The 15,953-nt window shown below is 38.9% G+C and carries 17 protein-coding genes; all 17 read right to left on the bottom strand.

Going from position 1 to position 15,953, the window contains the following annotated elements; genetic code table 11:
• Nucleotides 1-34 precede the first annotated feature (34 nt).
• Complete coding sequence (gene srlD, locus JBW_RS06855; RefSeq protein WP_007956784.1) at nt 35-808, bottom strand: sorbitol-6-phosphate dehydrogenase; 774 nt, start codon at nt 806-808, stop codon at nt 35-37.
• Between the two features lie 73 nt (nt 809-881).
• A complete protein-coding gene (locus JBW_RS25220) occupies nt 882-1,052 on the bottom strand; it encodes a hypothetical protein (RefSeq protein WP_007956786.1) in 171 nt (56 codons plus the stop codon).
• Between the two features lie 127 nt (nt 1,053-1,179).
• A complete protein-coding gene (locus JBW_RS06850) occupies nt 1,180-2,124 on the bottom strand; it encodes a sugar-binding transcriptional regulator (RefSeq protein ID WP_036681069.1) in 945 nt (314 codons plus the stop codon).
• A gap of 248 nt (nt 2,125-2,372) precedes the next feature.
• Nucleotides 2,373-4,265: an oligoendopeptidase F gene (gene pepF, locus JBW_RS06845; RefSeq protein WP_007956791.1), complete on the bottom strand. Its 1,893-nt coding sequence runs from the start codon at nt 4,263-4,265 to the stop codon at nt 2,373-2,375.
• A gap of 354 nt (nt 4,266-4,619) precedes the next feature.
• Nucleotides 4,620-5,333: a KDGP aldolase gene (locus JBW_RS06840; RefSeq protein ID WP_007956793.1), complete on the bottom strand. Its 714-nt coding sequence runs from the start codon at nt 5,331-5,333 to the stop codon at nt 4,620-4,622.
• The gene (locus JBW_RS06835; RefSeq protein WP_007956795.1) at nt 5,333-6,454 is read right to left on the bottom strand and encodes a DgaE family pyridoxal phosphate-dependent ammonia lyase; all 1,122 of its coding nucleotides are present in this window, start codon (nt 6,452-6,454) and stop codon (nt 5,333-5,335) included. Before JBW_RS06835 ends, JBW_RS06840 begins: the two co-directional genes overlap by 1 nt.
• Before the next feature lie 37 nt (nt 6,455-6,491).
• On the bottom strand, nt 6,492-7,154 hold the full coding sequence (locus tag JBW_RS06830; RefSeq protein ID WP_007956802.1) for a DUF4310 family protein: 663 nt from the start codon (nt 7,152-7,154) through the stop codon (nt 6,492-6,494).
• A gap of 1 nt (nt 7,155) precedes the next feature.
• Entirely contained in the window at nt 7,156-7,941 is a 786-nt protein-coding gene (locus tag JBW_RS06825) for a DUF4311 domain-containing protein (protein WP_007956804.1), read from the bottom strand.
• Nucleotides 7,942-7,975: 34 nt separating this feature from the next.
• On the bottom strand, nt 7,976-8,317 hold the full coding sequence (locus JBW_RS06820; RefSeq protein ID WP_200897010.1) for a DUF4312 family protein: 342 nt from the start codon (nt 8,315-8,317) through the stop codon (nt 7,976-7,978).
• Nucleotides 8,314-8,691 carry an SFCGS family glycine-rich protein gene (locus JBW_RS06815; protein ID WP_007956807.1) on the bottom strand — a complete coding sequence of 126 codons (378 nt, stop codon included), beginning with the start codon at nt 8,689-8,691 and terminating at the stop codon, nt 8,314-8,316. Before JBW_RS06815 ends, JBW_RS06820 begins: the two co-directional genes overlap by 4 nt.
• A 22-nt stretch (nt 8,692-8,713) precedes the next feature.
• Nucleotides 8,714-9,079, bottom strand: coding sequence for a PRD domain-containing protein (locus JBW_RS06810; RefSeq protein ID WP_036681072.1), 366 nt, complete (start codon nt 9,077-9,079; stop codon nt 8,714-8,716).
• Nucleotides 9,070-10,200, bottom strand: coding sequence for an amidohydrolase/deacetylase family metallohydrolase (locus JBW_RS06805; RefSeq protein WP_007956811.1), 1,131 nt, complete (start codon nt 10,198-10,200; stop codon nt 9,070-9,072). Before JBW_RS06805 ends, JBW_RS06810 begins: the two co-directional genes overlap by 10 nt.
• Nucleotides 10,201-10,213: 13 nt before the next feature.
• A complete protein-coding gene (locus JBW_RS06800) occupies nt 10,214-12,130 on the bottom strand; it encodes a BglG family transcription antiterminator (RefSeq protein ID WP_268747890.1) in 1,917 nt (638 codons plus the stop codon).
• 259 nt (nt 12,131-12,389) lie between these two features.
• Nucleotides 12,390-13,739 (bottom strand): lipase family protein, encoded by a 1,350-nt coding sequence (locus tag JBW_RS06795; protein WP_235334231.1) that lies wholly within the window; start codon nt 13,737-13,739, stop codon nt 12,390-12,392.
• A gap of 76 nt (nt 13,740-13,815) precedes the next feature.
• The gene (locus JBW_RS06790) at nt 13,816-14,712 is read right to left on the bottom strand and encodes a radical SAM protein (RefSeq protein WP_007956817.1); all 897 of its coding nucleotides are present in this window, start codon (nt 14,710-14,712) and stop codon (nt 13,816-13,818) included.
• A gap of 98 nt (nt 14,713-14,810) precedes the next feature.
• The gene (gene sfsA, locus JBW_RS06785; RefSeq protein ID WP_007956818.1) at nt 14,811-15,497 is read right to left on the bottom strand and encodes a DNA/RNA nuclease SfsA; all 687 of its coding nucleotides are present in this window, start codon (nt 15,495-15,497) and stop codon (nt 14,811-14,813) included.
• A 13-nt stretch (nt 15,498-15,510) separates the two neighbouring features.
• Nucleotides 15,511-15,948 carry a peptide-methionine (R)-S-oxide reductase MsrB gene (gene msrB, locus JBW_RS06780; RefSeq protein WP_007956820.1) on the bottom strand — a complete coding sequence of 146 codons (438 nt, stop codon included), beginning with the start codon at nt 15,946-15,948 and terminating at the stop codon, nt 15,511-15,513.
• Nucleotides 15,949-15,953: the final 5 nt, after the last annotated feature.

Here is a 15,953-nt window from a genome sequence, read left to right as displayed (position 1 = left end):
GACACATGCAGCAAAACATTACTACTACATCTTCTTAGTGCATTACTTGTCCACCAGTTATGTTTACAGATTGCCCTGTTAAGTAATTTGCTTTTTCTGATGCATAAAAGGTAACTACATTTGCCACATCTTCAAACGTGCATCCTCTCTTTAACGGCACCTTATCTATATATGTTTGCTTTACTTGTGATTCTGGTATTCCTAACTTCACTGCATATTGCGGAAGCAAGCTTTCAAACAAATCTGAATCTAGAAGATTGCCAAGCATCATTGCATTGACTCTTATATTATCATCCGCTAGATCTAAAGCTAAGCTTTGCGTTAAACCAACAGCTGCAAATTTTGCAGCTGAGTATCCGCTGTTAAATTTACTTCCAACTTTACCCGATTTAGAATTAATTCCAATAATGGCCCCTTTAATATTTCTTTTTATCATTACTTTGGCTACTTCTCTAGCACAAAGGAAATATCCATTTAAATTAACATCTACAATCCGATTAAATGCTTGTAATTCAAATTCAGTAATCTTGCAACTTTTGGCTATTCCTGCATTGTATATTAATAAATCTACTCTTCCTAGCTCATTTACAACCTGTTGTACCATTGCTTTTACTTCATCTTCCTTGCAAGCATTCACTTCTACTGCAATTGATTTACCACCGCTTGCATTAATTTCATCTGAAACCTTTTGTGCATTTTCATATACCAAGTCTGCAACAGCTACCTCATATCCTTCCTTCGCCATATGCTTACTTAAATATTCCCCCAAACTTCTTCCTCCGCCAACGATAAGTGCAACTTTCAACATAACTAAATACCTCCTGAACGATTTCTTATATTTTTTCATATACAAAAAGGACCATGAGATAAGCAATCAATGCTTAGCCCATGGCTCTTACATAGTGACAACATTTATTTTTTTTACTTTCTTCTATTTTCTCTATTCGTATAATAAAGCTTTCTTGACTTCCTTTAATCACCACTTCATTATATTCAAATAGCGTATATATCTTATCGCCTGGTTGTAGAACTGATTTTATCTCTTTAGCCATATAAAAGTCCTCCTAAACCATAGTTTTGATAATTTGCACCTCGTAAAGAGTATACAAAAACCATGAGCGGCATTATGCTTAGCCCATGGCTCTTACATAATCATTTGAAACTAAGCATTCTTTCATCTTAGTCGGCAAAATCAATTAGTAATTTAGCAGTTTCTTCATCAGAAATTAACACATTTATAAATTTACCCTTCATTGCTCCATATATAGCAGGCACCTTTTCCGGTGAGGACGCAATACCTATGGAATATTTTATATTCCTTAACTTTTCCAAATCAATTGCTATTGTTCTATCCTTTAATACCGTATCTACCACATTGCCATCAACATCATAAAACCTTGAGCAAATGTCGCCTACTACCCCTGCATCTTCCAGCATATCATTGTATTCTTTGCCAAGAGAACCGGACCATACTAAGTTGGAAGACCTTATTGGTGCACCAATTCCTAATATTGTAATACTCACTTCATCCCATAACTTCACGATTTTACTACAATTAGCATCTTGCATAATGGCTGATTTAGTTTCTGTCGTTCCGGTAATAGCAGGTGCATATAAATAATGACTTTTAGCTTTAAAAGCATTTGCAACTTTATATACAATGGTGTTTACATGATATTCGCTATCTAAATTTTCAGGCCCCCCCACCAGAGGAATCATGTTGGCATTAACTACATCGCACTTCTCTACAGATGCTAGATTCGATAACGCACCAATAGTCGTTCCCCAGGCAAACCCTACGATATCACCATCATTTATGATTCGCTTTAAGTAACTTATTCCCGCTTTTCCAAGATTATTTTTTACCTCACCCGGGTCTGAACTCGAAGGCACAATATATACTTCTTTTAATCCAAACTTTTTTTCTAATGCGGTTTCCAGACTTTCATACAAATCATTTACAACGGAAATTTGCACAATTCCTGCTAACATTGCTTTTTTCAGATATTTGCTTACAGTAGTTCGATTGATACCAAACTTACTAGCTATTTCATTTTGATTCATATTCTCTATGTAATACATCTGTGAAACTTTCACAAGTAACCTTCTATCTACCTTAAGCATAGTGTACCTTTCTAACCTTATATGGTTTATTGATTTTTTGCCCATCGTCACATTTGTGACGGTATGTAACTTTCGTTCTGTGTCTATATATTAATATATTCTTTGGAAAATTACAATACTTTATATAAATAATTTTCTATCTATTTAAAAACCCCCTTAGTAAATGTGTTGTATATTATCTATACTCACATTTACTAAGAGGGTACCTGCCCTAAAAGCTATAGTATTTTCAACTTTGGTAACACCTTCTAGTATTCAGCCAATAAACCTTCTAATTCATCTAACAATCTATTGAATTTCTGTAACGTAATTTCAATCGGTTGAGGAGTAGACATATCAACACCAGCATTTTCTAAAATTCGAATTGGTGTATCAGAACCACCCGCTTTTAGAAACTTGTTCGCATATCGTTCTTGGGCTGCTTTGCCTTCGGTTTGAAGCTGCTTAGCAAAAGCTGTTGCTGCAGAGTATCCTGTAGCATATTGATACACATAAAAATTTCGATAAAAATGCGGAATCCGAGCCCACTCAATATCAATTTCTTTATCTACAATCATTTCTGGACCAAAGTACTTTACATTAAGATCATGATAGATCTCCTCCATAAGATCTGCAGTCAAGGTCTCACCCTTCTCACTTCGATCATGAATCTCTTTTTCAAATTCAGCGAACATCGTCTGCCGGTACAAGGTAGTGCGAATATTTTCTAAGTATTGATTCAGCAAATACATTTTTTCTTTATTATCCGTTGTTTTTGCCAGCATATAATCAATGAGCAATATCTCGTTGGTAGTAGAAGCGGTTTCAGCTGTAAAAATCACATAGTCCACTGTGGGATAAGGCTGGCTCTTGGCACTATAAAAACTGTGCAATGCATGCCCCATCTCATGGGCAAGGGTAGATGCATCACTAAATTGTCCATTATAATTTAGAAAAACAAAAGGATGGACGCCATAAACACCCCAAGAATAAGCACCGGAACGTTTACCTTGATTCTCATACACATCAATCCAATGAGAATCAATTCCTTTGTTAAAGTTTACTATATACTCCTCACCAAGAGGAGCTAAAGCTTGCCGAACAAGATCCAGGGCTTCTGAATAAGATAACTGAATTTCCACATCTTTTACCATTGGCGCATATAGATCATACATATGTATCTCCTCTACACCTAATGCTTTCTTTTTGAGTGACACATAACGATGCAGAGGAGCTAGATTGTGATTTACTGTAGCAATAAGATTATCATATACTTCTACAGGAATATGATTTGGCATAAGAGCCGCTTCTTGAGCTGAATGATAGTTATGGGCCTGAGCAAAAAACACGTGTTGCTTGACGTGTCCATTCAGTGTTGCCGCCAAAGTATTGCGATATTGGCTATAAGAACCTAGAATACCGGCAAATGCATCCTGACGTACACGACGATCAGAAGAACGCAGATAATTATTATAGCGACCTTCACTTAATGGAACCTCTTGCCCTCGTTCATCCTGAATCGAAGGAAATTTTACTTCCGCATTTGCTAAAACATTAAAAATAGTTGCCGGAGTGGCAGCTACTTCTCCTGCCTGAGATAATAATGCTTCTTCCCGCGGGGAAAGCACGTGCTGTTTTTGCTGCATCAAACTTTTTAAATAGAAGCTGTAAATCTCCAGCCCCTTTTCCTGCTTTTGCATTTTTCCCAGTTTCTCTGCTGATATTTCCACTATCTCAGAATCAATAAAGGCAGTAGCAGCATTTACTTCAATATTCAAAGATTGAGCCTTGCCAGTTAATGCCTGGTATTTATTATCCGCCGTATTCTCATCTTGATGCATTCGAGCAAAAGGATATAGCTTCCCCGTAATTTTGGTAATATCATCCCTAAGCTTAAGGCAGGCTAACAGGTTCTTTCCTGAACGATCCAGCTGCCCTTTATACTCACCGACTTTAGGCAGCATTCCTTTTACCTTATCATAGTCTGCCTGCCATTCTTCATCACTGGCATACAAATCGTCAAGATGCCATTTATACTCAGCTGCAATTTCCTCGCGACTGGGAATTTGAAACGTTTCCGCTCCTACCGCCGCCATAGCACTTGATGTCGAAAGCAACATGAGGCTAAGAGCAAAAGGAACTAAATGAGGCTGTTTTGACATTGAACAATTCTCCTTTACTGAAAAGTACTATTATATATATTATGAGTTCTGCTGTTTTTTTCCTGTATATATCTTCTAATATTTTCATTTCACAAAATTTTATTCTCTATTGCGTATTTCAATTAATGTATTTCTATTTGAATAACTCTTAAATACAAAGAAAGCTACTCTCCCATAAAGAAGACTAAGGTTCAAATGGAGTTTTTGCTCCACCTGAATCTTAGTCACACTTATCCTTAGGACTTAGCCCACTCTTAACTTCCACTGTGAACGATGGGAGTCTTAGAACGATTTTAGTCATAGGATAAGTAATTTAGAAGAGTAGCTTTCTTTTATTACAATAAAATACCTTCTTTAGAATGATGCTAGTAATTTAGCCGCTTGCCTTGGATCAGTTAAACCCGTAGTCGTATCAACCAGTGCTGTATAAATATGAGGAATGACGATTGTTGCACCATTTTCAGCACAAACATCTACCACCTTATGAACTGAATGAATATCAATTCCTCCTGTTGGCTCAAATATAGTAATGCCTTGCCGTACAGAAGCTCTTACCATTTCAGCTACTTCATCCAATCGAGATTGGCCTTCAATAGGATAAAATTTAACAGAATGCACACCAACTTCCTTTAACATCGCAGCAGCAGCATCACAAGAAATAGCATCCTGAAAATTTCTGCTTTCCGGCCCTGTACATACAGACACTCTTCCAGGGCCACCTGCCGGACTAATCAATGCATTCACCATGGTATGGTCACTCCCCACACCTTTTAATGCACCTAACGTATAACCAGCTGCAGGGAAAACTTGATTTACATGCACTGGTTTTGTCCTGATAGCGGCTTCGACAACTCGTTTCCATTGCAGAGGATCTCCTGCACCCAGACCAACAGAAACCGGAATTTTAGCTTGCTGAAAATCTAGAATTTGCTCTACCGCTTCATCAATAGAGTTAAAATTTTTAACCATAATACCAATATATACCTGACCCTCAGTAGCCTCCACAATATCCAAGGCATTCTGACGATCTTTAGCTAATAGATTTAAACGAACAGTTACATTTTTCATTATTTCTTTTCCTTCCTCTTACACTCACTAATGATTTCACGAATACGACTAGTAATCACTTTCTCCTGATCCATTAATAACGGACGAGGATCAATATTGATGATTCCTATATTGGCATAATAATTCCTAGTATAAATAGCTGGATTACCTGCTTCCAAATTTTCAACCAATGCAACAGCATTGATTCCCGCAATTTTTTCGTCAATTGTAAGCTGCGCTCGATAAATGTCCCGCCCGGCTTCATCTTGTACAAGTGACCCTTTGATTCCAGGAACATTGGAAAGTTCGTTAATGAGCCAATTCATACGATTAATTTGCCCTTGAGAATCATCTTCTTTCGACTCGTACCTGTCTAAGGCTGTCATCAGACCAATAATTGCTTCTTTACCAACCTTCATCGCTCTGCCAATTCCTTTATATTGCATATGGCAAGCTTTAATTAAATCATCTCTGCCACAGATCAGGCCTGAAGTGGGACCCTCTAAAGCCTTCCCGCCGCTGTAAATGACGATATCAGCACCACTCGCAATATAATATTTAAAATCCTCTTCTGCTGCCGCATCAACAATAATGGGAATATTTCTTTCCTTGGCAATGGCAACTATCGTCTCTAATGACTGCATCCCTTTTTGCACTGCATGATGAGATTTTATATAAAATAATGCTGCTGTTTTTTCATTGATACCTCTAAGAATATGGTCTTTTTCCACATGATTGGCTTGACCTACTTCAACTACTTTGCCACCACCTAGGGCAATCATCTGGGGAAGAGAAGCACCAAAATTAACAGAATGACCTTTTTGGAGAATAATCTCATTTTTTAGACCATCGGTATTAGGTACTCTCTCAACAAGGGTCAAATTTTCACCGGCAATAACAGCTGCTGTAGCAATGGCGATGCCAGGAGCAGCGCCAGCTGTAGGACATCCATTTTCAGCCCCTGTCACCTGTGCAATTTTCCTGCCAGCAGCAATCATCAACTCATGAATATCAACATAATCCATAGCAGCTGCACTCAACGCCTGAGCAACCTCAGAATGTACGGCACTAGCCCCTAGCACCGTCATTTTACCGCTAGCATTAATAATTTTACGCAAACCAAACTTTTGATAAATACTCATTATTAGCACCCCTACTATCTGAGATCATCTCTCATATCTATTTTATTAAAATCGGGAAGAACGCCCCAAGAAGCATTGCCCCCAAAATAGCTCCACCAGCAATGGGTTTCTGCCAAACATAGAAGAGGCCTGCTCCGATCACGGCTCCTAAACCTACAGGAATGGAAGCCATAGCAGCTGAAATAATAATGAGAGGTCCTAAATATCTGCCTGATGCATTGCCTGCTCCCATCATAACATCTGCCCCAAAGGTCGAACTATTCCCGCTAATTGTATATTTACGAATCAGCACAATAATCGTGCCAATTATTACACCAAGCAGCCCGCCAGTAGCCAGCGCAAGAGGAAAAGAAGTCAATGGAGCTGTTACTCCCATGCCAAGCAGCATAGCAGGGACACCAATGCCAATACCTGTCTGCAGTGAACCGCCAATGTCCAGAATACCAACAAGGGGTCCTTCTAAAACACGAGCAAAGAGGAAGCTTGCGCCAAAAGCTGCAGCTGCACCATATGCGCCGGTTTTAATACCACCTTCTAACATGGCCACAATAGCAATATCATTAAAAGCACCAATATGATACACATAATACATATGAGTACCAGCAAATATTCCCGCCGAAAGCATAGCAACAAAAATAACAAATGCCCATTCAGAATACCAAAATCCTGTTAATTCAGCTTGTCTTTCTTGATTCTCCATCTTATTTCACCACCGATCCAAAGATTTTATGAAATTCAATCAGCCCTGCAGGAACACCAATGTGGAACTCATTTAGCAATTTGGCATCAAATCCACGGAAAAACCCACTGAGTACAAACAACAAAACAACTGCTACCACCAAAGTCTTAGTAATATGGTTCCAACCGCTGTCATCTACACCTTTACCAATTAAAATCCCCAAGACAATCCCTGGTACTGCATTTCCCATAACGAGTTGAGACAATCCTCCCAAAACTGTCGCCCATGTACCACTTCTTTGACCAGCATCAATAGCTGCCATCCAAAAAACAATAGGCATTACTGGATTAATCAGCCAGTTAGCTGCCGGCACTAGTACTTTTGTAGCAATAACTTGCAGCGAAGCTGGAATGGCCACAGCTGTTGAATTCATTACAGTAACTATTACAACCCCAATGGCAGCACCGGCAAACGCCATTTTTTTCGGATCATGCAAGGTTTCCTCCACTTTCCGGTTTCTAGAAAGCAATGCCGCTGCCGCCCAGTTTGGAATAATACGATGCTCTACATCTTGAGTAAAAGCACCAGCACCAACAACAGATGCCCAAGAATTAAACAAAAATCCTAAGCCAAAAGAAAAATGGGAAATCGGATCACCTTCACACGCATTTAGCTCACCAAAAGTCCGAAATGCCCCCATCCCCTGGACATTTGGCGCATGAAACATTCTAGCAGCACCTGCCCCGACACCAAAACCAACCAAAGCCCCAATAATAATAGATTCCATAATGATCGTCATTGTGTCCATATCTCTATCCCCTCCCTTTTATAATCAACAACTCTTACTGCATCCGCAATATTCTTTGCGTAGTTGACAACTCTTCATTTCTTTTCTCAAATTTAATTTTTTCTGTGTCAATCATTCTAAGCTGAACAGTAACAGTAACGAGAATATCGTATCGCACCCGCCGACGTGGAAATAAAAATCCTAAAAACTTTTCAACATAACTGGTTTCCATCGCAGATACTACTTCAACATCCTGTGGCTCTATTTGTAAGATAACACTACTAAATGTTCGTGCTACTAGCGGCTTAATTTGAGAGAAAACATCATTAAAAGCTCTTTCTTTACTTTCTCCTGTGCCACTCAGAGACAATGTATGTTTTAACTCCTTATACATCATTGTACCTCTTTATTTTGCTGTACTTTTATATACTCTTCTGTTAATCGTCTGCCCAATTCTTCTATATCCATAAAACCAAAACCAACCACTTTTTTCCCTGCTCGAATAGCTGTAACGCCGGCATCAACGGAACGAAGCCCAAATTCAACAGGATATCCATACTTTGTTTTTGCTGTTATAGCCCCTGCACCGCCACTGCCACAAAATGAAATTGCAAAATCGGCTGCTTCTTTGTGCATCGTATCCGCTACTTTCATATCAGCGGCAACACCGGGAATCAAGATTGCTATGCCACCAGCCTGTTCTACACCTTGTGCTACTTTTTGACCTTTGCCTAAACGATCCCCAATTACGACTCTGACTTTCTTTTCCATTAGAAAATCCCCCTCTCCTATTTTAATTACTATTTTGGGCTGTCTCAAAATGTAAGGCTAATAGTACTGCCTCTGTATCGTTATTGGAGCACTCATTAACAGAATCAATATGCTGCAATACTTTTCTACTAAGTTCCATCATCTCCAAACTAACCTGTTCTACGATAAATGGATCTACCGTCGGAAGTTTTTCGCCCTTTTTCACACGCCTAATAGTTGATAATAAATGAACCCCCATACTTAACCAACGTTCCTGTGATATTTCAATATGAACTTCCTCTGCATTGACTGCTACGATCTCTAATAACTCCTTAAAGTCAACCAATTCTTCCGAATCCATTGGCATCTCCAAGGCAATTGTCTTAATAATTGTATCTATCATCTGCATTTTAATACCCTTCCTGATTTAATTGTAAATTTAGCTCGGAGCAACTGGTGCCCCTTGAAAACTTCATTTTCTGAATCAGTAAATTCAAATACTCCATCCTCTATAGTGAGAACACTAATATCAGCAATTCTACCTACTTGTAATGTACCAATTTCATGATCCATCCTGAGTATTGCGGCAGGGGCCATCGTAGCAGCTGCAATAACCTCATCTAAAGAAAAACCTAAAGCCAGAAACTTTGATAATGTCGTCGTTAAGCTATATACTGGACCACTATAATTTTCTAAATAAATATCTGTACTAATGGAACATGGCTTTATTCCCACCTTTTTGGCTTTCTGCAACGTTTGCATACTAAAACTGGCTGTACCATGCCCTATATCAAATAAAACTCCTCTTTTCAAAGCTTGATGTGCCTGGGGAAGTATTTCATCACCGTCTAGAATACCACCCTTTTTTCCATGAAAAGCATGGGTGACTACATCTCCTTCATCCAATAGATCCAAGATATATCCTAATTCAGGCGGTCCATTGCCAACATGAACCATCAATGGCAGTCCTACCTTCCGAGACAAATCTTTGGCTATTTCCAAAGGTCGTAATCCGCTTGCTCCCAAAACCGAACTACTCATCCGCACTTTGATTCCCCGAATGATTGGAAACTGGCTGATCATTTCGATCACACTCTGCGTATCAATCTGAGTAAGATCACTTAATTCAGCTCGACCAGAACATAAGCCTGCACTAGCTATGTTAATCCAAGCTAATACTTGCGTTATATTTTTTTCAACAACATTTGTAATAAACTTTGGAAATGTCGCTGCACCAGCGCTTCCCGCATCCACTAATGTAGTAACCCCTTGCTGAACCCCTACCAAATCAGCATCAATGCCTATTTCAGTATCATTAGGAAATACATGAGTGTGAAGATCAATTAAACCAGGAGTAACCAGATAGCCGCTGGCATCTATACTGTTTTTTGCATATTTCTCTAGACCAAACTCCTTCGAGGGATGGATACTGAAAACACGACCAGAATCTACGGCGATATCATATTTCCCATGTACTTTAGAAATAGGATCAATGAATATACCATTTTTAATAAAAAAATCAAATGCCATTTTTAACACCACCTTACGAAAAATATCGAAGCATTGCACTAATTTCGCTATTTGGTATATTACAATGCTCTTCACCCAACACGTTGGTCAATTTGCAACGTAACTCAGCTAATCGTTTACTTTCAGGCTGGTCACTATAATTAAAATCAACATAGGGGGAGCCAAAAGCCAGCCGATTTACCATTAGCAAAATATGAAGCATTAAACCAGCAGCTGCCTGCTCAGAGAGGTATTCCTTAAATTCAGTTGTAATTAGCATCCCGAGTTGAAAACCTTTACTAATGATATCTTGTGAAATACTTTCTATAAGAGGTAGCTCTGTAAAACTAATATTTCTGCGCATTAACATAAATGATTCCGTAAAGCCATGTTTTTTTTCTAGTGTCTCATGGGTATATTCTAATTGCGTACCACATATTTTTTTTAAAGCCTCATGGATTGCCACGATATCTCGTTGACTCAGTATGGAATTGACCACAACTACGGGACATTCTGTATCAATCGGCAATACACTAATAACTAGGTCAATAGACTGCATCTTAAGGACTTGATCTATTTCCAAAACGGAACAATAACCCAAAACACTCAAACTTTTTATTTCATTTTCCAATCTAATCTTAAGCAATCTGGCAGTGCCCCGTCCTGTACCACAAACCACAATCGCCTTAAACCGAGGCCTCCCATATCTTCTCTCATATGCCGCTTGGAAGTGAAGAACAATATATGCTAAATCCGGATCTGTCAAAAATACGTTAATTTCCTCAAATGCCTCGGAACATACTTGCTTTACACACTTAAACATTTCTGGATAGGATTGAATCACTTCTGCTACCAATGGATTAGGATCAATAACGCCATATTCATATTTTGCTAATTTATCGGTTAGATGTGCCAATAAGCTATCAAACAACTCTGTGTCATCCGTAAAGGTCACTTTTAGGTTTTGACTTACTTTATTGATAATTTTTGCAGTTATCTCTGTAACTACTGACTGTTCATAACTATCGTGATGATGTTCATTATGATACATACCATTGCCAAGAGACTGTAACCAGATAAAGCCAATCTCAGTATCAGATATCCCTACTCCCAAATGATTTGCCAATTTAACACTTTCTTCACTGAAAATACTATAAAGAGAATGATCTTTTGCTTTTATTGCAACCGCAGTATAGGATTCAGCAAGGCTATTATCTGTTTTAATTCTTTGGATAACAACACAAAAACGTATTAACACACCAATCAGTACTCGATCAGAAAGATACTGTTCACTCTTCTCCCTTATATGCCTAGCGATATGCTTAACCACTTGACATACATACTCTAATTCTTTACGTTCCAACAGAAAAGTGGTGATCACATTACCTACTCGAGATGGGAATTCATGTTCATGTATAATACTTTGTAAAATATATGACATTTCATTACTGTTTAAAAAACTCTGCACTACATATTCCAACGCTAAGCGACGATTCACTTCTGAACTAACAGCACGTATACCGTAATGAACTTTTCGTTCCATTTCGATACGCCAGTTTTGTAAAAGTCGCTCTACCTTTTGCATATCACCGATCACTGTATTGCGGCTAACTCCCATCTTCTCCGCTAGGGAATTCAAGGTAACAAACTCTTTATGAAGCAATAATTCTAACGCAATATACTTGCTTCGTTCCTCTTGACTTAGAAGCATCGCCGTACCTACTTCATTATCTAACATACTGCGTATTCTCTTGATATCCCTCATTTCACCACTGAGCCATATACCGAGATTGGTCTTGGATTCTAATTGAACTATTTGATCCTTTTGTTTCTCTAGCCATAAACGAATATTTTCCAAATCATATTTAATCGTTCTGATACTAACATGAAACTCATCGGCTAATTCTTTAATTTTCAAAGATCGTTTTGCATCAATTATTTTTTTTAGTATTTGACGACAACGAAAAGTAAGAATAACACTCTCACCCCTTTATCAATACATACACGTCAGAGCCAGTTAGAATTTCTTAACCGTATTATATTCTGAATTTTCGACACAATAAAGGACAAATTCCTTCACTTAAGATTAGTGCAAAATCCGTCCTTAAAATTTAACCCCAAAATAAAGTGTTCAGCTTCCCTCTAAAACTTATAAATTCTACAAAAAAAAAGCAGGAGCATTGCTCCGTGCTTTCTTACTAAGCGATATCTTAAATTTCACTTTTATCAAACGTCCCTAACCAATCCTGCCTGTTCTGACTCATATTCTTAGAATTATGGATAAAAGCTTCCAGAGAGGTAAGATCCCGCGTACTGCTCCCGTAACTGGCTGCAGTAACAATAGCACCACTCTTTGCCTGATATACGCGCTGTTCTAACGTAATATAACTTGTATGCTCCTCATTTTTAACCGTATGACCTTGAATTTCAGATACTACCACCCAATCACAATTAGCAGCAATTGCTTTTTTAAAGATATCTTCACTTTCTTCTCCTGTGTCTAATACATATCCTGGTAAAGTACTTCGATATTCATCATACAGCGCTTCCTTCATATAAGAAAACTCTCCACGCAACTCTTCCGACAATTGGTTTTTAATCGGGGCAACATATACTCTTGGCTTGCCAGAAACATTGATTGTCTCATTGGGTACTGACAATTCTCCCGCTGATACAGCCTGCTGTCTTTTCTGGTAATAATTCTTAATCGCCAAATCTAGATATAAAGTAATTTGATGAGGATCAGCATTTTGATTACTTGGAGTCTGCCAACGAATCTCTCGCCCAAACTGCTCATATCCCCCCACTAGTTTTTGCAATGCTCCAGTTACAGGATCGCCAGTGGTCACAACGCGAGTAAGATGCAAAGCAGGTTCAAATTTATCACGAAAAGCTTTATTGCCTACTGCTGGCGCGCCAAAGGTAATCACTTCGATTTGTTCCGGATTTACCCCCATATCAAGAAGCCTTGCTCCACCAATGGTAACTCCAGCACCACCTAAACTATGGCCTACTAAATATACCTTTTTATCCTTATCGCCTAGCAACATTTCCAGCAATGATTTTTCAGAATTAGCACCTTCTGCAAGTATTTCTCTACTGAATCCCGTCTGAACATATTGGTTAAAGCCCTTATGCACCTTTGGAGCGGAATCTGGCATATCCTTGCGCAGGGAATTAGCGGTGAATTCTTCGAGGGTTTTCCCAGAAAAATAAACCTTACTCACACGTAAATCAACTTTAAGATCCTTTACATTTTCAGTTCCCACTACAGAAAGCAAATAAGAAGGCACTGTATCCCCTTGCTGAATTTTTCTAGCTACCAAGAACCTAACATCTGCTTGATCACTTTTTTCTCTATACGACTGTATTTTCCAGCCATTTTGTTCCAGGGCATCCCTGGCAATATTTCCTTCGCGATCACTATATGCGGCCGTACAGGCAACAGCAGCTAAATATAGGCTCCTGGCCTCTTCATATTCTTCCAATGCTCCTGCACTCCCAATGACAGGCTGAGAAAGCAGCAGTATCATAGTGATTACATATATATAATTTATCATTTTCTTCAAAATACCATCTCCCACTACTCCTAGCCTCCCTCCATATTAGGTAACAATGGCGGCAATATAGATGTGCCTATTGTTCAACATTATTATAGGGGTCCCAATCCGTCATGGTAGACAAATGCTCGATTGCCTTCTTGCTGTCAGACAGCAATTTTTCCTTATCTTGAGGCAACGTACCTGCTAAAGCTACATAGTTGGATATATGATTGCTGCGGAACAAACAATGTGATTCATAAGGTAAATCAATAGCATGAATCAGTTCATATAATTCTCCCATTATTTCAGTCGGCGATAATATTTCAAAATCCCCGCGTTCGTATTCAGCACGCAGCTCACTTCCTCGATACATCATCAACGTTAAAGCACTAAGCATTGTAGGACGAATGGCATTTACTGCCTGAGCAGTGTGATAGGCATGCTGCCCAGAACCTGCCTTCCCTCCAAGGCCAATGATTACCATTAGGGATAATTTTATGCCGGCAGCCACCACCTTCTGCCCTGCCTCAATGGATTGCTGTGCGGTAACCCCTTTATTCACATGACGCAGTACTTCGTCATCACCCGACTCCATTCCATAATACACTAGTTTTAATCCTGCTTTTGATAAGTTTTCTAGTTCTTCTGGTGTTTTTCGTAAAATGTCATTGGGCCCTGCATAACAGGATACTCTGCGCAGTTTTGGAAAATACTCTTTCAGCACTCTTAAAATCTCCAAGAGTGTCTCCGTCGGCAAAACAAGAGCATTACCATCTGCTAAGAAGATACGGCGAATAAAATCCTTATATTGTTTGGCATGGTTAATTTGCGCCATAATTTCATCCATCGTTCGCATGCGAAAATCAACACTTCTGTACATATTGCAATAGGTACAGCGATTATGAGAACACCCAATGGTTACTCTTAAAATAAAACTTTCCGCTTCACTGGGCGGACGAAACACAGGCCCCCCGGCAGTGTCAAAATACATACACTTTCCTCCCTAATAAAAACAGCTAAAACGCTCGAACCACAAAGACGCAAAGTACACAAAGGGTTTTACTATCGTGCTTTTGTGGTTCGTAAAAATCACAATACTATCTCCACTCTATCCCCGATTACAATTTGATCCTCACTGACTAAGGAGTCATATGCCAGCAGTATGACTCCTTTTTGAGCAGCAAGTCGTAAGGCTGCGGCAAAACCCGGATCAGTTTTACTGTTAGGGCTAAAACTTTTTACCCCTTTCATCTGGACCAGGAAGAAAATATACCCCTTATAACCCTCCTCCACTGCTTTCATCATTTCAAGCACGTGTTTAGTCCCTCGCAACGTAGGAGCATCAGGAAACATTACCAGACCATCCTCTTCTAAGGTGACGCCTTTCACTTCAATAAATCCCCGGCAATCGGCTGACTCAAAATAAAGATCAAATCTAGATTTTCCATAGGTTACTTCTCTTTTCACCATAGTAATGTTTGTGATTTCCGAAATACCTTTAGTCAGCAATGCTTCAAAAACAACAGAGTTGGGTACTTGCGAGTCAATATTAATCAAACAATCCTCTTTGTAGATGCCAATGATCGAAAATCTGGTTTTTCGCTCTGGATTTTTGGCTCGCTCCAGTATCACGATCCTTCCAGCAATAAAAAGTTCCCGACATCTGCCTGTATTTTTGACATGAACCACTTCTTCGATTCCGTCAACTAATACATGGGCAATAAATCGATTGACACGCTTTATAAAAATACCTTGTACGATATGACTATATTTCATGAATACCTGCCATTTATTTCTCCTTATTAAACAACGGAACAAACTGTCCATATCCTGCTTTTTCTAAGTCTTCTTTAGGGATAAAACGCAGTGCTGCCGAATTAATACAATAGCGTAATTTACGGGGTGCAGGACCATCATTAAACACATGCCCTAAATGAGAATCCCCTGTTTTACTGCGCACTTCTGTACGAATCATGAAATGACTGACATCCTGTTTCTCCTTGATGACCTCTTCCATAATAGGCTTAGTAAAACTAGGCCATCCACAGCCAGAATCAAATTTATCTAAAGAAGTAAACAAAGCTTCTCCCGATACAACATCCACATAAATACCAGCCTGGGTATGATCCCAAAATTCATTTTGAAAAGCAGGTTCTGTTGCCTGATTTTGTGTTACCTCATATTGAATTTTAGTGAGTGTACGCTTTAGTTCTTCCTTATCTTTCATTCATA

Origin of the sequence: Pelosinus fermentans JBW45 (genome assembly GCF_000271665.2) — a bacterium.
Taxonomy (GTDB): domain Bacteria; phylum Bacillota; class Negativicutes; order DSM-13327; family DSM-13327; genus Pelosinus; species Pelosinus baikalensis.
The sequence above is the reverse complement of the archived record's forward strand: the minus strand, read 5'-3'. Positions and strand labels throughout refer to the sequence as shown.